At 58.5% G+C, this 16,865-nt stretch carries 20 protein-coding genes and 1 pseudogene; 11 read left to right on the top strand and 10 right to left on the bottom strand.

The window, feature by feature from the left end; all coding sequences use genetic code 11:
* Nucleotides 1-237: 237 nt before the first annotated feature.
* On the bottom strand, nt 238-1,209 hold the full coding sequence (locus L1C91_RS08800) for a pseudouridine synthase (RefSeq protein WP_419178735.1): 972 nt from the start codon (nt 1,207-1,209) through the stop codon (nt 238-240).
* Between L1C91_RS08800 and L1C91_RS09435 the strand changes: the two genes are divergently transcribed.
* From L1C91_RS09435 to L1C91_RS08785, 4 genes are read left to right on the top strand one after another with little or no spacing between them, the layout of a single operon-like run.
* The gene (locus L1C91_RS09435; RefSeq protein WP_268836625.1) at nt 1,184-1,318 is read left to right on the top strand and encodes a hypothetical protein; all 135 of its coding nucleotides are present in this window, start codon (nt 1,184-1,186) and stop codon (nt 1,316-1,318) included. The genes L1C91_RS08800 and L1C91_RS09435 overlap by 26 nt on opposite strands.
* Before the next feature lie 9 nt (nt 1,319-1,327).
* Nucleotides 1,328-2,176, top strand: a complete 849-nt coding sequence (locus L1C91_RS08795) for a universal stress protein (RefSeq protein WP_234858939.1) — start codon at nt 1,328-1,330, stop codon at nt 2,174-2,176.
* Nucleotides 2,177-2,182: 6 nt separating this feature from the next.
* On the top strand, nt 2,183-2,449 hold the full coding sequence (locus tag L1C91_RS08790; RefSeq protein ID WP_234858938.1) for a GlsB/YeaQ/YmgE family stress response membrane protein: 267 nt from the start codon (nt 2,183-2,185) through the stop codon (nt 2,447-2,449).
* 20 nt (nt 2,450-2,469) lie between these two features.
* The gene (locus tag L1C91_RS08785; protein ID WP_234858937.1) at nt 2,470-3,087 is read left to right on the top strand and encodes a TetR/AcrR family transcriptional regulator; all 618 of its coding nucleotides are present in this window, start codon (nt 2,470-2,472) and stop codon (nt 3,085-3,087) included.
* A 69-nt stretch (nt 3,088-3,156) separates the two neighbouring features.
* Here the strand turns inward: L1C91_RS08785 and yidC are convergent, their stop codons facing one another.
* Entirely contained in the window at nt 3,157-4,317 is a 1,161-nt protein-coding gene (gene yidC, locus L1C91_RS08780; protein ID WP_234858936.1) for a membrane protein insertase YidC, read from the bottom strand.
* A gap of 63 nt (nt 4,318-4,380) precedes the next feature.
* Between yidC and L1C91_RS08775 the strand changes: the two genes are divergently transcribed.
* Together L1C91_RS08775 and L1C91_RS08770 are read left to right on the top strand one after the other, a co-directional pair.
* Entirely contained in the window at nt 4,381-5,133 is a 753-nt protein-coding gene (locus tag L1C91_RS08775) for a class E sortase (RefSeq protein WP_234858935.1), read from the top strand.
* On the top strand, nt 5,133-5,285 hold the full coding sequence (locus L1C91_RS08770; RefSeq protein ID WP_234858934.1) for a hypothetical protein: 153 nt from the start codon (nt 5,133-5,135) through the stop codon (nt 5,283-5,285). Before L1C91_RS08775 ends, L1C91_RS08770 begins: the two co-directional genes overlap by 1 nt.
* A gap of 34 nt (nt 5,286-5,319) precedes the next feature.
* Here the strand turns inward: L1C91_RS08770 and L1C91_RS08765 are convergent, their stop codons facing one another.
* Entirely contained in the window at nt 5,320-6,006 is a 687-nt protein-coding gene (locus tag L1C91_RS08765) for a DUF2020 domain-containing protein (RefSeq protein WP_234858933.1), read from the bottom strand.
* Between L1C91_RS08765 and L1C91_RS08760 the strand changes: the two genes are divergently transcribed.
* Both L1C91_RS08760 and L1C91_RS08755 read left to right on the top strand, forming a co-directional pair.
* A complete protein-coding gene (locus L1C91_RS08760; protein ID WP_234858932.1) occupies nt 6,005-7,249 on the top strand; it encodes a sensor histidine kinase in 1,245 nt (414 codons plus the stop codon). The two genes, L1C91_RS08765 and L1C91_RS08760, sit on opposite strands and share 2 nt — an antisense overlap.
* Nucleotides 7,250-7,298: 49 nt before the next feature.
* The gene (locus L1C91_RS08755; RefSeq protein WP_234858931.1) at nt 7,299-7,937 is read left to right on the top strand and encodes a LuxR C-terminal-related transcriptional regulator; all 639 of its coding nucleotides are present in this window, start codon (nt 7,299-7,301) and stop codon (nt 7,935-7,937) included.
* Between the two features lie 86 nt (nt 7,938-8,023).
* On the opposite strand, the gene L1C91_RS08750 is transcribed toward L1C91_RS08755, so the two are convergent.
* Both L1C91_RS08750 and L1C91_RS08745 read right to left on the bottom strand, forming a co-directional pair.
* Complete coding sequence (locus L1C91_RS08750; protein ID WP_234858930.1) at nt 8,024-8,371, bottom strand: histone-like nucleoid-structuring protein Lsr2; 348 nt, start codon at nt 8,369-8,371, stop codon at nt 8,024-8,026.
* 89 nt (nt 8,372-8,460) lie between these two features.
* Complete coding sequence (locus L1C91_RS08745) at nt 8,461-8,766, bottom strand: DUF6474 family protein (protein ID WP_234858929.1); 306 nt, start codon at nt 8,764-8,766, stop codon at nt 8,461-8,463.
* Between the two features lie 30 nt (nt 8,767-8,796).
* On the opposite strand from L1C91_RS08745, the gene L1C91_RS08740 reads away from it, so the two are divergent.
* Complete coding sequence (locus L1C91_RS08740) at nt 8,797-10,383, top strand: TM0106 family RecB-like putative nuclease (RefSeq protein ID WP_234858928.1); 1,587 nt, start codon at nt 8,797-8,799, stop codon at nt 10,381-10,383.
* Here L1C91_RS08740 and L1C91_RS08735 read toward each other — a convergent pair.
* Both L1C91_RS08735 and L1C91_RS08725 read right to left on the bottom strand, forming a co-directional pair.
* Nucleotides 10,331-11,455, bottom strand: a pseudogene (locus tag L1C91_RS08735) (MFS transporter). The gene L1C91_RS08740 and the pseudogene L1C91_RS08735 sit on opposite strands and share 53 nt — an antisense overlap.
* 121 nt (nt 11,456-11,576) lie before the next feature.
* On the bottom strand, nt 11,577-12,179 hold the full coding sequence (locus L1C91_RS08725) for a superoxide dismutase (RefSeq protein ID WP_234858925.1): 603 nt from the start codon (nt 12,177-12,179) through the stop codon (nt 11,577-11,579).
* Nucleotides 12,180-12,318: 139 nt separating this feature from the next.
* Here L1C91_RS08725 and msrA point away from each other — a divergent pair, with 139 nt between their 5' ends.
* Nucleotides 12,319-12,834: a peptide-methionine (S)-S-oxide reductase MsrA gene (gene msrA / locus L1C91_RS08720; RefSeq protein ID WP_234858924.1), complete on the top strand. Its 516-nt coding sequence runs from the start codon at nt 12,319-12,321 to the stop codon at nt 12,832-12,834.
* Complete coding sequence (locus L1C91_RS08715; RefSeq protein WP_234858923.1) at nt 12,824-14,125, top strand: LCP family protein; 1,302 nt, start codon at nt 12,824-12,826, stop codon at nt 14,123-14,125. The genes msrA and L1C91_RS08715 overlap by 11 nt, the downstream gene beginning before the upstream one ends.
* A 41-nt stretch (nt 14,126-14,166) precedes the next feature.
* On the opposite strand, the gene L1C91_RS08710 is transcribed toward L1C91_RS08715, so the two are convergent.
* The 3 genes from L1C91_RS08710 to L1C91_RS08700 all read right to left on the bottom strand — a co-directional run bounded on the left by L1C91_RS08710 (nt 14,167) and on the right by L1C91_RS08700 (nt 16,767).
* The gene (locus tag L1C91_RS08710; RefSeq protein ID WP_234858922.1) at nt 14,167-14,400 is read right to left on the bottom strand and encodes a hypothetical protein; all 234 of its coding nucleotides are present in this window, start codon (nt 14,398-14,400) and stop codon (nt 14,167-14,169) included.
* A 256-nt stretch (nt 14,401-14,656) separates the two neighbouring features.
* The gene (locus L1C91_RS08705) at nt 14,657-15,523 is read right to left on the bottom strand and encodes a DUF5926 family protein (RefSeq protein WP_234858921.1); all 867 of its coding nucleotides are present in this window, start codon (nt 15,521-15,523) and stop codon (nt 14,657-14,659) included.
* Between the two features lie 296 nt (nt 15,524-15,819).
* Entirely contained in the window at nt 15,820-16,767 is a 948-nt protein-coding gene (locus tag L1C91_RS08700) for an L-lactate dehydrogenase (protein ID WP_234654158.1), read from the bottom strand.
* Nucleotides 16,768-16,865: the final 98 nt, after the last annotated feature.

The following is a 16,865-nucleotide window of genomic DNA, read 5'->3' as shown; positions in this document are numbered from 1 at the left end:
GAAAAACGATAATTTTATATAGTTTTGTTTGTTGGGAAGGCGTCACTTGTTTGTTGGGTGGCGTCTTTCCTTTTTTGTGTGGTCATGATTGGGGGGGTGTTTGGGTGGTGGGGTGTGTGGGTGTTGTTTGTGGGTGGGGTGTGGGGTTGAGCGATTATGAACCCGACGGGTGGGGTGGGTGAGTGTAGTAAAGCAACACACACCACACGCCCCACCAACCCACACACTCACGAGGCTCTATGGGCGTACGAGGCTTTCGACGTCTATGGGGGAGGTGAAGTGGCGGGGTTGTCCGGTGAGGGGGTCTTGGAAGTAGAGTTCTTTGGCGAGTAGGGCGAGGGGGGTGTCGAAGGAGTCGGTGTAGGGGTGGAGTGTTGGGTATACGGGGTCTCCGATGATGGGGATGCCGGCTTGCCACATGTGTACGCGGAGTTGGTGGGTTTTTCCGGTGTGGGGGGCGAGGGTGTAGCGGGCTAGGGGTTGTTGGTTGGGTGTGGTGGGGAGGGGTTGGATGTGTTGGATTTCGGTGATGGCGTTGGGTTCGCCGTTGGGGATGACGCGGGTTTGGAGTTCGCCGTGGGTTTTTTCTAGGCGGGAGCGCCAGGTGGTGCCGGGGGTGATGTTGAGTTCGGGTTTGTGTGGGGCGATTGCGTGGTAGATTTTTCGGGGTGTTCGGTCGGCGAACATGGTTTGGAAGGCGCCGCGGACTTCGCGGCGTTTGGTGAGTAGTAGGACGCCGCTGGTGAGTCTGTCTAGGCGGTGTGCGGGGGAGAGTTCATTGTTGCCGGTTTGGCGGCGTAGTCGTACGAGGACGGTTTCGGTGATGTGTGCGGCGCGGGGGAAGGTGGCTAGGAAGGGGGGTTTGTTGACGACGAGGATGTTGTCGTCTTCGTAGATGTGGTCGATTGTGTAGGGGACTGGGGTTTCAGGGGCGGGGGTGCGGTAGAACCAGATGTCTTTGCCGACGGGGAGTTCTTCGTTGGGGGTGATTTCGCGGCCGTGGTCGTCGCGAACTTCGCCGGCGTGGAAGCGTTGCGCGACGTCATCGTTGGGTGCTTGCCAGCGTTGGGTGTCGATGAGGTGTTGGATGAAGGCTTGGGCGGTCCAGCCGGGTTCGGTTACTTTCACCCGTGAGGGGTTAAGTCCGTCGCGTATTGGCAGCGGCTGTTGTAATCTAGGTCCCATGGCTTTTGATTCTTTCATACCTATGGTTGTTGAGTTTTTTAACTCTGCGTTCGGTAAGGTTCTGCAGTTTTTGTATGTTTTGCTGTTTCCGGCGAACTCCCCCGCGGCTCATCTAATTGAGGAAGCGCAGTAGACTCTAGTTATGAGTTATTGTGTTGTCGCTATTGATGGTTCCGAGTCCAGTAATGATGCGGTCCGCTGGGCGGCTCGTACTGGTCATGCGTTGAAGCTTGCTACGAGTTACACCATGCCGCAGTTTTTGTATGCGGAGGGTATGGTGCCGCCGCAGGAGTTGTTTAACGAGTTGCAGCAGGAGGCTCAGGCGCGTGTTGACGCCGCGTCGGCTTTGGCGCGCGAGGTGCGTGCTGATGTTGAGTTGGCTGAGGTGGTTGTTGAGGGTTCACCTATTGACATGCTGCTGGAGTTGTCGAGGTCGGGGGAGACGTCCATGATTTGTATGGGGTCGCGTGGTCTTGGTGGTTTGCAGGGCATGGTGTTGGGGAGTGTGTCGGCTGCGGTTGCTAGCCATGCGCAGTGTCCTGTGGTTGTGATTCGTCAGGGTCAGATTGGTGAGGATGGTCCGATTGTCGTCGGTGTTGACGGCTCGGAGGTGTCTGATAAGGCTGTTGAGTTTGCGTTTGAGCAGGCGAAGACTAAGGGTGTTCCTTTGGTTGCTGTGCATACGTGGATGGATGTTGCGGTGGCTGGTTTGGCGGTTGCGTGGGATGACGAAGAGGCTGTCCAACGTGATCTGTTAAAAGAGCGCTTGGAGGGTATCATGGGGCGGTACCCCGACGTGGATGTTCAGTTGCAGGTGACGCGTGACCGTCCGGTTCGTGCTCTTGCTGAGGCCGCTGCTCAAGCTTCGTTGCTTGTTGTTGGTTCCCATGGTCGGGGTGGTTTTAAGGGCATGCTGTTGGGTTCGACTTCTCGGGCTTTGTTGCAGCATGCTCCGTGTCCAATGGTTATTGTTCGTTCTCAGGAGGTTTAAAACAACGTGACTTTGAATCTCGGAATTTTTGCTTGGATCATTATCGGTGGTCTGGCTGGCTGGATTGCTAGCAAGATTAAGGGTACTGACGCTAGCCAGGGTGTTGTCGGCAACATCTTGACCGGTATCGTCGGTGGTTTGCTTGGTGGTTGGATTCTTTCTCTGCTGGGTGTTGATGTTAAGGGCGGCGGATTGGTCTTTTCCTTCCTCACCTGCCTCCTTGGCGCTGTGATTTTCATCAGCATTCTGCAGGCTTTGACCAAGAAGAAGTAAGAAGACGTAAGTAATTACTCATGGCCCAACAGACCCGAGCTTCGAAACGTCGCGGACGCCCGAATCCCCGCGAGCGTTTGCTCGGCAGTGCTACCCATTTGTTTAATACGGAGGGTATTCGTGTTATTGGCATCGACCGTATCCTTCGCGATGCGGATGTAGCGAAAGCTAGTCTTTATAGCTTGTTTGGGTCGAAGGATAACCTCGTCATTGCCTATTTGCAGGCTCTTGATGAGCAGTGGCGTGCGGCTTTTGAGGCGCGTACTGCCACGATGACTACCCCGGATGAAAAGATTCTTGCCTTTTTCGATATGGCTATTGAAGATGAGCCTGGCAAAGATTTCCGGGGTTCGCATTTTTGTAATGCTGCTAATGAATATCCCCGGCCGGAGACTGATTCCGAGCGGGGGATTGTTGCGGCGGCTCAGGAGCATCGTCGCTGGTGCCACGAAACTATTGCGGAGTTGTTGCGGAAGAAAAATGGGTATCCGGGGGCTACCCAGGCTAGCCAATTGTTGATTTTTCTTGATGGTGGTCTTGTGGGGGCGCGTCTGAGTCGCTCTGTTGATCCGCTGCATACGGCGAAGGCGTTGGCCCAGCAGTTGCTGCACGCTCCGCCTGCTGATTACAGCATTTAAACCTCTCTGTGTGGCGCCTGTGGACTTAGAACACGCGGGTGCTCGCCGCTGTGACTGTGGCCTTTGCCGCTAGCTTTCTGATTCTTCTGATTCGGACTGCTTGGCGGCTTTTTCTTCTTGCTTTTTCTTCCGCTTCGCTTCGTTAGCAGCCTTGCTGGCGGCCCTGAACCTTTTGGCCTGTTCCTTCTTTTCCTGCTTGCGTTCCTGCTTTGCGCGTTTCCATTCCTCCACAACCTGTTGGTTATGGCTGCGTAGTTCCCCAATGCGGTGGAAACGCAAGGTAGCGGCGGCCCCCAGGATTGACAGATGGTTTCGACGCCGCGTCCACTTCACGTGGCGCTTAGCCCGCCGCCGCTTTTTGTAATCAGCCTTGGCCTCGTCGCGCATCGCAACAAAACCGTCAGACAAGGGCATCAGGCGGTCAATCCTGCGGGCAATGAGCAACTGTTGCGCCATCGTCCAGAAGTTATTCGCAAACCAGTACATGACAATCGCTGCCGGTGCCGGACCGGTCAGCCCAAAAATCAAAGGAAATAGCGGCGCAATAAGCGATAGCACCACTGCGAACCGGAAAATCCCAATGCCACTGGGGGACTCATAATCCATCGTCAAGGTATTGCGATAGAGCGAAAAGAGCATATTAATAGTCGTGAAAATTGCGGCCGCAATAACCATCGGCAACACAAAATGAAAAACCGCATCCCGCGACGTCCCCAAATGTTCCATCTGCTCTGGCGACATCACCACATACGCCGGCATTGGGACGCCAAAAATCCGTGTATTCAGGAAGGTCTCGACGTCGTTGGAATTTAAAAAACCGATGGGCATGTGCGTGGCGGAATCCAGACCATCCTGGGGCCGCGCCATCTTAATAAGCACCTGGTAGAGGCCGATAAAGAAGGGCATCTGCACGAGCGCTGGGAAACAGCCCGCATACATATTGACTTTATTGTCTTTATATGCGGCGCGGCGTTCGTCCTCACGCGCCTGGCCGGCCTCTGCATCCTCCCGGTGCTTATAACGATCGTCGATTTCCTTTAACACCGGACGCAAATTAACCTGCTGGCGGGAACTGCGATACTGAATCCACGACAAAGGCACAATGATCGAACGCACCGTCACGATCAGACCAAAAATACTTAAAATCCAAGCTAGGGACGTATCCAAACCAACAACATGATGGAATAGCAGATGCCACCCCTTCATGATTAAAGAAACGGGATACAGCACCACACACTCCTGTCAGCACGCCACATTGCGCAATTACACCCTGATGTTACTAGGATTGTCCACATGAAAAGGTTCAGCGTGGTCAACCTGCTCGGTGAAATACTCCTCACCGTAGGTGTGCTGCTCTTCCTCTTCAGCTTCTACGAAGCCTATTGGACCAACCTGGAATCCAACCAGCTTCAACACCAAGCCGAAGACCAGATGGAGCAGGAATGGAAAAACCCACGGCAAAAGAAACACCTCGAACTCGGTGAAGCTTTCGCCCGCATGTACATTCCAGCATTCGGCTCCGACTTCCAATTCGCCATCGTCGAAGGCACCACCGACGACGACCTCTTGCGAGGCCCCGGCCGCTACGTCGACACCCAAATGCCCGGCGAACCCGGCAACTTCGCTGTCGCCGGCCATCGAGTCGGCAAGGGTGCACCCTTCAACGACCTAGGCAACCTCAACGCCTGCGACGCCATCGTCGTCGAAACCCAAAACAGTTGGGACATCTACCGCATGCTTCCCACCGGTGACGACCGCGCAGCAGAAGCTGCCGCCTGCCTCAGCCCCGAACAGGTAGAACGCGTCGTGGCGGGCGACTACTCGGCGGTCCCCGGCCGCATGATCACCCTGCCTGGCGACGTCGAAACCATCAACCCCATCCCCGGCACCACCCTGGCCGTCGACCCGGGCATGGAATCTCTCATCACCATGACCACCTGCCACCCCCAATTCTCAAACGCGCAACGCATGATCCTCCACGCGATGCTCGTTCGCAGCGACGCTAAAGCCGACGGCTACACACCCCCCGAACTGGAGAGCAACTAATGTACGGATACTTGTGGAGGCTCATCCCAGGGCCGTTCATCGTTAAACTGATCGTCACCCTCATCGCCGCAGTAGCAGTATTCTTCCTGCTCATGGAGGTAGTTTTCCCGTGGGTGAGCACCATGATGCCCTACAACGACGTCTCCGTCTAAGCCCCTGCCGGGAAGGGCGGGGGCAAGCCGCTAGCTACAAGCCCAGGTTCTCAATAACCTTCTCTGCGATCATCTGAGGCTTCACCGTCTGTTGCTGGTTGGAAAACACCACCACCGCAGTCGAACCCTTCTGTACCGCATACACGCTGCCCTGGTCGCCATACACACCACCGGCGACCTCCGGCGTTGTCACACCGCGGCCGCCATCCCAACCATCCGGCTTGTCCGCAGGCTCAGTGGAATCAATCGGCGCCGCCGCATTCACCACCTCAATCGCGGCCTTCACACCCTCATCCCCCTCGCCCATATGGCGAACAATCACCTGCGCCTGGGGCTCCGGCGGATAGGACCACCACACGCACGCCGGCGGATCAAAACGCCCATCCACCGCACTCGCAGTCACCCGCTGACCATTAGCATCCGCCAACCACTGAGTATCCAGGTAAGGGCACGCCTCCTGGCCCTGCTCCACCTCTGGCAGCGCGTCCACAGGCAACTGCGCACCCAGTGATGACGCCGCCCCTGCCGGAGCGTCCGCAGACTCACTTGCGGCAGTAGACCCCGCGACGTCATCACCCTGAGAGCCCTGGGTCGAAGAAGAATCCGTCGAACACCCAGCCAGAGCGAACACAGAAAGCGCAGAGACCACCAGCACGGGTAGTGCGGCAACGCGAGCGCCACGCGCGGCGGCAATATTACGGGGCAGTAGAGTACGTGTCATGGAACTTAGCCTAAAGCACGCCAAGGTCGGACAGGACCAAGGGTTCAAAACCGGCGTGCATGCACTGACCGCACTGCTGCTCCTCGTCGTTGTTGCAGCGGGGCAAGCGCACTGGGCAACCCTCGGCCTCAGCGTCGCCTACGCCGTCATCTACTGGGTCGGCTACGGATACAACAACAAAAAACTGCGGGAAGGGGTGTTTATCCGCAGTGGGCTGTGGCTGTTCGTCCTCACCCTCGTGTGGGTGGCGATGCTGCCCTTCGGAGTCACCGCCGTCTACCTGGTGTTTCCCCTTTATTTCCTTTACCTGGATGCGATGCCGGACTGGCGGGGGATTATCGCCGTGGCCTGCGCGACCGCTGTATCTATTGTTAGCCAATACCCGCACATCACCGGGCCGGGCATCCTAGGGCCCACTGTGTCCGCACTGGTCACCATCACCATTACCTTCGCCTTCCGGGCGCTTAAAACCATCAGCCAGGAACGCCAAGAACTCATCGACGAACTCTTGCGCACCCAAAATCAGCTCGCCGAAACCGAACGCACCGCAGGCATGGCCGCCGAACGCCAACGCATCGCCCACGAAATCCACGACACCCTCGCCCAAGGGCTCTCCAGCATCCAAATGCTCCTGCACGTTGCAGAAGCCGACGTGCGCGTAGAACTCGGCGACGCACCCGTGCTGCGCAAACTAGAGCTCGCCCGCCATACCGCCGCCGACAACCTGAGCGAAGCCCGCGCCATGATCGCCGCCCTGCAGCCCGCGGCCCTGTCCAAAACCTCCCTCGAAGGCGCACTCATGCGCGTCGCACAATCCGCCAGTGGAGTCAGCGGAGTCGCCGAGCACAGCGACCGCGAAGCACTAAGCACCGACATCGTCGTCGAGGGCGACGAACGCCAACTCCCAATGAAAGTCGAGGCCACCCTGCTGCGCATCGCACAGGGCGCCATGGGCAACGTCATCAAACACGCCAATGCCGAACGCTGCCGCGTCACCCTCACCTACGCAGATGATGAAGTACGTCTTGACGTCGTGGACAACGGCGTCGGCTTCGACCCCCAAGCCGTCGCAGACAGGCCCGCAGGCCTCGGCCACATCGGCCTTGCCGCCATGCGCCAACGCGCAGCAGAATGCGGCGGCGACCTCACCGTCGAATCCCAACCCGGTGCCGGATGCGCCGTGTCCGTCGCCATCCCACTGATCCCCGACGATGCCCCCGAGGACCCAACAGCACAAGGGTGAGAAAAGGGTTACTTAAGACTTTCTGCGGGTTTAGGGTAGATTGGTCGGCATGATTCGTGTCCTTTTGGCTGACGACCACGAGATTGTGCGCCTGGGCTTGCGCGCAGTCCTAGAAGCCGCCCCAGATATGGAAGTTGTTGGCGAAGTAGCCACAGCCGAAGGGGCAATCGCCGCAGCAGAAGCCGGCGGCATCGATGTGATCCTCATGGACCTACGCTTCGGGCCCGGCGCCGAAGGCACCCTGGTGTCCACTGGTGCCGACGCAACCGCCGCAATCAAACACAACGTGGCCAACCCCCCGAACGTGTTGATGGTCACCAACTACGACACCGACGCCGACATCCTCGGCGCAATAGAGGCCGGCGCCGTAGGCTACCTGCTCAAAGACGCACCACCCGCAGAATTGTTGGCGGCAGTGCGCTCCGCAGCGTCAGGAGATTCCACCCTGTCGCCCGTGGTTGCCAACCGTCTTATGGAACGAGTCCGGACGCCGCGCACCTCCCTGACCCCACGCGAACTCGAAGTGCTCAAACTGGTCGCCGGCGGCAGCTCCAACAAGGACATCGGCAACCAACTGTTCCTGTCCGAAGCGACAGTCAAAAGCCACCTTGTGCACATCTACGACAAGCTGGGCGTGCGCTCCCGCACCTCCGCAGTTGCTGCCGCACGCGAACAAGGCGTCCTGTAAAACGCACACACCTTAATACGAAAGCACCCTGCGACGCCCACAAAATATGGGGCGGCAGGGTGCTTGCCTTAAACGCGGCTTAAAAATTAAGCCTGGCCGCGGGCCTTCGCAGCGTGGTAGGCGTCAATGACGTCCTGGGGGATCTTGCCGCGGGTAGACACACGGTGGCCGTTATCGAGCGCCCAACGGCGGATCGCACGGTTTTCCGCCTGGCGCTGAGCCACAGGTGCGGACCTGCGGCCAGACTTCTGCTCGCGGCGAGCATTAGCAATGTAGGGCTTCAACGCCTCATGCAATGCGCTGGCATTCTTCGGACCAAGGTCGATGACATAATCGACGCCCTGGTAGCTGAAATGCACCTCGGACAGTTCCGATTCCGAAATCGGAGTGTTATCAAGATCGTCAATGTACTGGATGATGCTCTGACGGGCCATAGCCAGCCGCCTTTCTTAAAGATAAAAACTCGCAGTAATAAATAGCTTTTAAACCTCACACACCGTGCGCACTGCAGGAAACGCAGAGACTACACAGTGTGCTTAATGTCGCGACTGATCGCGAGGAATTTCTTAGCACGCTGCTTGACCGGAAGGCTCCGAGCATCAGCGATAGCATTTTCAAGCTGGTCCAAGCGGTCATGGGCATCACGCTGGAAACCCTTGGGCTTATCTGACTCATCGATTGCTGTGCGGGCGGCGGCGATCCGTGCACGCAACGCTTGCTCGCTTTCCTCATTCGCGGAAAGCAGCTGTCGGCCGCTGGTCAACCCGCGGTAAATTAAGGGCAAAGCCAGAGGGGCGAGCAACCGAGCAAGGCTAAAGAGTTTCTTCAAAGCGTTACCTTCTGTACCGTTTGAGGTGTCATGAACGAACTATTCCTCGGCGGCTGCACCTTCAAGGCCGCACAGCAAGCGCGCTTCCCCGAAGTGCCGCCCACCCCGCAGTCCGCGGACTGGGCTAGCCGTGGAGACGCCGCACGAATAGACGTGCACAGCCTTTTGCAACAACCATGGAATTGTTTAGATGACCCATTTGAGACATTAGAGGCAATTGCGGCAGAAGCGCCGGTAATTACCAATGCCAACTTTAGCATCACCGTGAAAGGTCTGCTCAGACAATACGATATTAGCGTTGATATTTTAGTAAAAACAGCGTCCGGTTATTTTCCCGTCGCCATATCCAACCACTGGGTGGCACGGGAGAAAAGAGGCGCCCAACGCCGCGGATTCTTCACCCGCAACCTGGGAACAAGCGACGGCTGGGTGGGGGAGTACAGCGTGCGCCACCACCCCCAAGACAGCTACCGGCTAGCCCTAGCTGCCCTCGGACTGCGCGACGCCGGTGTGCACGTCCCATTCGGGGGTGTCATCGGCCAAGACCGAGAACGATGCTTTGTCGAAGACATCGACTACTGCCTAGGGGTCCTGGGCCACAGGGTCGCCCTGGTCGCCCCCGAGCTCAACGCGATCGACTCGGCCACCCCGGCAGAACTCGCCGCTCACAACAGACTCAGCGAAACCTCCGCACGATCACCCCGACCACTACCCCCAACAGGCATCCTCACCCGCCGCGTCGCAGGAATCCCCCGCGAGTTTCCCACAGGCACACTGGAGGCCGTCGGCCCCAGGCGCATCAAAGACTGCGCCAACTGCCGCTACTGGTTCGACTGCGAACGCCAACTCGTCGCCGCTGACGATATCTCCCTCTTCCGCTCCGGCGACAAGGCGCAGGACCTGCGCAACCGCGGCGTCATCACAGTTGAGGCGCTTATTAATGACGCCGCGGACACCCGGGCAGCAACACTAGCCCGCGCATGGCGGGAAGGTATCGCCGCATGCCGCACAACCCGCACCGTGACCGCGCCGCGCTTCGACGTCGAAATAGACATCGACATGGAGGCCTACCTGCACCACGGCGCCTACCTGTGGGGCACCTTCGACGGGCAGACCTACCGACCCTTTGCCACCTGGGCGCCACTGGGTGGCCCCGAAGAAGCAGCAAACTTCGCCGACTTTTGGCACTGGCTGCAAAGCATCCGCGCGCAAGCACACAAAGACAATAAAACCTTCGCCGCATTCTGCTACGCCAACCACGGTGAAAACCACTGGCTGAAGGAATCCGCCCGACGCTTCCACGGCCAATACTCCGGCATAGAGGTGCCCAGCGAGAAAGAAGTCCAAGCATTCATTTCTTCTGCCGAATGGATTGATGTTTTTCAACTTGTGAAAAGCCAACTAGTGGGACCAGCCGGCCTGGGGCTTAAAAAACTCGCCCCCATGGCGGGATTCCACTGGCAAGAAGAAGACCTTGACGGAGAAGCCAGCATTCGCGCCTACGAAGAAGGCAAAAAAGAAGAACTTTTAAGCTACAACGGTGACGACTGCCGCGCCACGCGCGCTATTCGGCACTGGCTAGCTGACTCAGCCCCGGGAACAATGCTGCTGCAATAACCACACTGGCCACCACCAGCCACGTCGACCAATGCGACCAGCCCAACAGCGAAGACCCAGCGTAGTAACAGAGCAGATAAGTGGAACTGGCCTCGGCTCTGTTGTGTGTAGCCAGTTTGCCCACCCACGAGCTAGCAATCGCATGGGCTGCGAAAAACGCCGAAGTAAACCCCAACAGGCCCGCAACCACTAGCGCCAAATGATGCGACTGAATCACCACAGTCGACACCACATAAGCCACCGAAGACAACAACAACGCCCTCGCCGGAGGCCAACGCCCCGCCCTGGCCGAGGTAAACGTGCCAGCCAAATAGAGCAAGAAGATCGCCCCCACCACGCCCTCGCTCAAACCAAACTCTTGGGTCAGGCGAAAACCGATGAAGTTATACATCGACACAAAACTGCCCATGAGCACGAAACCCAAGAAGAACAGCAAGGCCAACTGGCGGTTGGCCCAGTGGGAAGCCATCGCCCGGAACTCCCCGCTCAGGGTCAAACGCTTCGGATGGAAGTTCTTCTGAGGCGGCAAAATCGTGGCGATCAACAACGCACACACAAAAGCAAACGCTGCAGAACCAGCCATCGCCACACGCCACGGGGCAACACCCGAACCCCACGAAGGGTTCATCGCGAAAAACTCCAAAATGCCGGAAGGGATCAGACGACCACTCAAACCACCAATGGATGTGCCCGCAACGTACACTCCCATTGCCCGCGACAACTGCCGCGCACTGAGTTCCTCAGACAGTCACGTCATCGCCACCGCAGGAACACCAGCCAAAAACACCCCCTGGACACCCCGGCCGATAATCAGCCACCACGCCGATGGAGCCCACGGCAGCAGCAACCCCACCACCGTGCTGCACACAGCGGACACGATGATCACCCGCCCCCGCCCGAACTGCTCAGACAACACCGACGCCGGAACAATCGTCAACGCCAAAGCGCCCGTCGCAGCAGACACAGTCCACGACGCCTGAGAAGGAGTCAAAGAAAAATAGTCTGCCAGGACGGGCAAAATAGCCTGCGTTGCATACAGGCTGTTAAAAGTCGCTAAGCCCGCCGCCAGCATGGCGAGAAGAGGGCGCAACATAAAACAACGACCTCCCCGCACACCAAAACCAGCAACGAACTAATGCAAGACCTCGAAGAAGATGCCACCGGAGAAAGCGGCAGCAACCCCTCAGACTGCGTTACTTAGACGCGGCGTCAAAACGAGCAGCGACGTCATCCCAGTTGAAGACGTTCCAGACAGCCTCAACGTAGTCAGCCTTCACGTTCTTGTACTGGAGGTAGAAAGCGTGCTCCCACATGTCCAGCATCAACAACGGAGTGAGGTTAATGGACAGGTTGCCCTGCTGGTCAGTCATCTGCTCGGTAACCAGGCGGCCAGCAATGTGATCGAAACCGAGCACGGCCCAGCCGGAGCCCTGCAGACCCAAAGCAGCAGCCTTGAAGTGATCCTTGAACGCGTCGAAAGAACCGAAGTCGCGATCGATGGCCTCAGCCAAGGCGCCGGTGGGCTGGCCGCCGCCATTGGGGGAGAGGTTCTTCCAGAAGATGGAGTGGTTGGTGTGGCCACCGAGATTGAACGCAAGGTTCTTGGACAGGGCAGTCACCTGAGCGCCAATCGTGCCCTCCTCGCGAGCCTTCTGAAGGGCCTCGAGTGCAGCGTTAGCGCCAGCAACGTAGTTAGCGTGGTGCTTGGTGTGGTGCAGCTCCATGATCTCAGCGGAGATGTGAGGCTCCAGCGCATCGTATGCGTAGTCGAGTTCGGGAAGAGTGTAGACGGTCATGGTGTTTCCTTTCATCAGATATGCCACCCAACAGCCCCACACAAACCAGCATCGATTACTGGTGATCCTTGGCACAGGCTGCCCAGGGGAGGGTGCGAAGAGCGGCAAGCCATGTACGCACCATGATACACATAGAAGGATGAACGAGTTTTGGGTAGGTATGGGCTGCTTTTGGGGCGCGGAGAAGGTGTTCTGGGAAACCCCCGGTGTCACCGACACCCAGGTGGGCTATGCCGGTGGCCGCACCTCCAACCCGAGTTATCGGACCGTATGCTCTGGCTCCACCGGGCATGCGGAAGTCGTTCGGGTGCGCTTCGACCCCCAAGTGACCAGCCTCGAAGACCTCGTAGTGCTGGCCCTAGAAAACCACGACCCCACCCAAGGCAACCGCCAAGGCGCTGACATCGGGACGCAGTACCGTTCCGTATTTTTCCTCCCCACCAGTGATGACGCCGCGACGGTCGAACGCATCCTCGACACTTACGGCAAGCAGTTGGCACAGCAAGGCTACGGGCCGGTGACCACTCAGGTCGTCTTGATGGACCAAGCCGGCACCGGATTCTGGGCGGCCGAAGACTACCACCAGCGATACCTGGAGAAGAACCCCGGCGGCTACTGCCCCCACCACGGCACCGGAGTATGTTATGTCCGATAATTACGGCGATAATTATGGCGACGGGGATGATTACGGGGATGACATCGCGCGTGACCGCTTCGGCCGACCAATCCTCGACCGCTTCGGTAGGCCCGTGCGCAACGTGCGCTCCACCAAACACCCTGTCACGCCCCGCGAACGCCGCCAGCCACGGGAGAGTCATCAACCACGGGAGCGCCGCGAGCCCAGCGCGCCCCGGCGGCCCCAACCAATCCAACGACCCGAACAGACACGCGTCTACGATGCGCGGCAGCAACCCCCGCGACGTCATTACGCAGAAAACCCCACAGTCGGCAGAGGCGAACGCAGGCGCACAACCCAAGCCGTGCACACCGGAACAGCGCAACACACACCCGCGCACCATACGCCGGCAGGCCGAACACCCAAGAAGAGGCCGGCTAAGAAAAAAGGAAGCATCCTAGGGCGGATATTCCGGCGCATCCTCGCCGCCATCATGGTCGTCGTGCTGATCATCGGCGGCACCCTCATCTGGGTCGACACCAAACTCATACGCGTCGACGCCGGCACCAGCGCCAGCTTCAGTACCGGCACCAACTGGCTGCTCGTCGGCTCCGACTCCCGCGCGGGCTTAAGCGAAGAAGATGCCGCCAGACTCGCAACCGGCGGCGACCTCGGCAGCGCACGCACCGACACCATCATGCTGGTCCACGTGCCCCTAAGCGGCAAACCCACAATCCTGTCGATCCCCAGGGACTCCTACGTCAACATCCCCGGCTACGGGATGGAAAAAATCAACTCCGCCTTCTTCTTCGGCGGCCCCGAACTACTCACCCAAACCGTGGAAGAAGTAACCGGGGTGAAAATCAACCACTACGCCGAAATCGGGCTCGGAGGATTCGCGCAGCTCGTCGACGCCGTCGATGGTGTAGAACTCTGCCCCGCCGAACCAATGTACGACCCACTCGCTGGCCTGGACATTCCCGCCGGCTGCCAAGTGATGGACGGCGCTACCGCCCTCGGATACGTGCGCACACGCGCAACCGCCATGGGTGACCTCGACCGCGTCGTCCGGCAACGCGAATTCTTCAGCGCCGTCGTGCACAAACTCTCCCACGTCAACCCCCTGCACATCAACGACCTGATCGGCGTGACCAGTTACCTGACCGTCGGCAAGCACGACCACTCATGGAACCTTGCGCGGCTCGCCTGGGCAATGCGGGGCGGCGTCGACACCGAAACCGTACCCGTCGCGGGATTCGAGGACACCGAAGTCGGCAACGTGATCATCTGGGATGAGGGCGCCGCGCAGCAGATGTTCAGCCAGTTCTAGCTGACCCCCCAAGTGCACCTAGGAACGCTGGCGTATTGTCCCTAGCTGATTGTCCACAAGTTGCCTTCACTACTCGCCACGAACTCCGGGAAATACGGAATACGGAACCTCAACGGGGTCAGCGCAGCCGTGCGGAGCAGAAGATTACGCGCGGCGTCAGCAGTCAAAACATCAAGCGGAGCACGCAGAGCCCTCCGCATAAACGTCGTTCCCGGATGATCGAGCAGTTCATTTACCCTAAAGGTGAGACCCGCCATCGCAAGAGCAACATTCACTCCAGTGACATCGAAGGAGCTCGAAGGCTCTAGACGTGACAGATAATTCAGATAATCCAGATAATTCAGATAAAACATAGATAGCTAGATAATTCAGATAAATGCGCATCTAGCTGGGGAGACAGTTGAAGCGGTGCCAGGAGCCGGTGTGGGCTTGTAAGTGAATCGCTGACAAGACGAAAACAAAAGGAGGGTGCTGTCCCTGCGGCAGCACCCTCCTTACAAGTTAGAGATCGTGGGGTCGATCGCTGTTTCGCTAGCGGATCGTCACCTGGCGAGACTTGATGTTCTCCAACGCGCGACGCTCCTCAGAGGTCAACGGAGCATCCACAGCAAGCGCCTTGGTGATGTGCGCATCCACCTCAGCCAACTGATCTGCGTAGTCATGGCCAGCAGCCGGATCCAAGTCGAACACCGGGACCAACACACCATGAGTGCGGAACACACCAGCGAACTTCGTGTTCTCACCCAAGTTCAAGTTGCCGGCAGCAGACACCCGCGCCAAAGCATCCAGCAAGGGCTGCTCCTCATCAGTACGCACCCAACGGATGTGGGCCTTATCGCCAGCATCAACCCACCAAGCCGAAGGGGTGACAGGGAAGCTCGGAACGATCGAATCATTGAAACGAGCCAACGTATTGGCGTCCAGGTTGCCCGGCCACCACTCGAAGGTCTCCTGGTTAACAACCTCAATGGACTCGGGGTTGAAGATCTCCTTCAGCTCCGGCTGCGAGCCATCATTACGAGCCGACTCCAGGGTAGAGCCCGGTGCTGCGTCCTTCAGCCAATTCAAAACAAAAGCCAGGTCGCGGCCACGGTTCTGGCTGTGACTCGTGGTCTGCAAACCAACGTAACGCTCACCATCCTCGGTGACATAAGCAGCAACCGCGCCGGGCAGGACGGTGCCAAGGGTGAACTCGGTGCCGTCCACGAGCTTGGTACGAGCACAAGCGGAAGGCACGAACTCCTGCAACGCGATGAGCTCGGCCTCAACAGCCAACCCACCGAAGGGGCGGGGCTCACGATCCAACTCTGCACGAGCAGCAGCACGAGCCGCAAGCTTCGCCTCGCGACGAGTCATACCCTCTGGCAGGTTTTCAAGCTTCTTTTTCTTTTTAGCCATGCCGCCAATCGTACTTCACCTAAAAGCAATGCAGCGCCACCGGCATTGCTTAACGGTGTGCGGGATGCACTGGTGCAATAGCGGGGTGTGGTGTGGGGTGCTGAACGATTATGGGCATCCCCGCCCCAGCAGAGCGGGGATGCGAGTGTAGTGAAGCACCCCATCCCCACACCCCGCTTCATGGAGAGGGGATTGTGCCAAAATATGCGCATTTAGGGCACTGGCGGGAAGGTTTTCCCAGGTCGCCGTTTTTGAAGGCTGCTAGTTGCACACATTTTGGCACATTTCCAAAAGAATTATTGGAAAAACTCGTCCTGGATGGCGCGGAGGGTGTCGGCCGAGTGGGTCATGCGCTCAAGCTCGTGGTCGGTGAGCTCTAGCTCGACGACGCGGCGGATACCCTTGCGGTTCACAATGGCGGGCGTGCCCAGGTAGATGTCCTTCTGTCCGTATTCGCCTTGCAGCAGTGCAGAGACCGGCAGTGCGACGTCTTGGTTCTGCAATACGGCGCGGGTGATGCGAGCCAAGCCCATGCCGATGCCGTAAGAGGTCGAGCCCTTGGCGTCGATGATGGTGTAGGCGGCGTCGCGGGTTTCTTCGAAGATGCGCTCCAAGCGGCCCTCTAGTTGGGGGTCCTTTTCGAGCAGTTTGCGCATGGACACGCCAGCGATGGTGGCAGACGACAGCACGGGGAGTTCGGTGTCGCCGTGTTCGCCGATGATGTAGGAGTGGATGGAGGTCGGTGCGACTTCATAGAGTTCGCCCAGCATGTAGCGGAAGCGGGCGGAGTCGAGCACGGTGCCGGAGCCGATGACGCGCTCGTGCGGCAGGCCGGAGTACTTCCACACTGCGTAGGAGAGGATGTCGACGGGGTTGGAGGCGACGAGGAAGATGCCGTCGAAGCCGTTGACCATGACGTTGTCCACGATGGACTTCATGATCTTCATGTTTTTGTCGACTAGCTGGAGGCGGGTTTCGCCGGGCTTCTGTGCGGCTCCGGCGCAGATGACGACCATTGCGGCGTCTTCGCAGTCGGCGTAGGTGCCTTTGGTGACTTTTGTGCGCGAGGGTGCCCAGACGACGCCGTGGTTTAAGTCCATGACGTTGCCTTCGAGCTTCTTTTCGTCGATGTCGATGATCGCGAGGTGGTCACAGACACCCTGGTTGACGAGGGCGAAAGCGTAGGCGATTCCGACGTCGCCGGCGCCGATCAGAACAACTTTGTTGCCAGCACTGACCTTCATGTTTAACCTGCCTTTGGCTCGCGGGAGCCACGTAGAGGGATATTCCTGTGTTCCAGTATGCTCCTCGCGTGCCCGAATGTGCCCGCTGTTGCCCGAAA

Source organism: Corynebacterium argentoratense, assembly GCF_021491455.1.
Taxonomy (GTDB): Bacteria; Actinomycetota; Actinomycetes; order Mycobacteriales; family Mycobacteriaceae; genus Corynebacterium; species Corynebacterium argentoratense_A.
The sequence above is the reverse complement of the archived record's forward strand: the minus strand, read 5'-3'. Positions and strand labels throughout refer to the sequence as shown.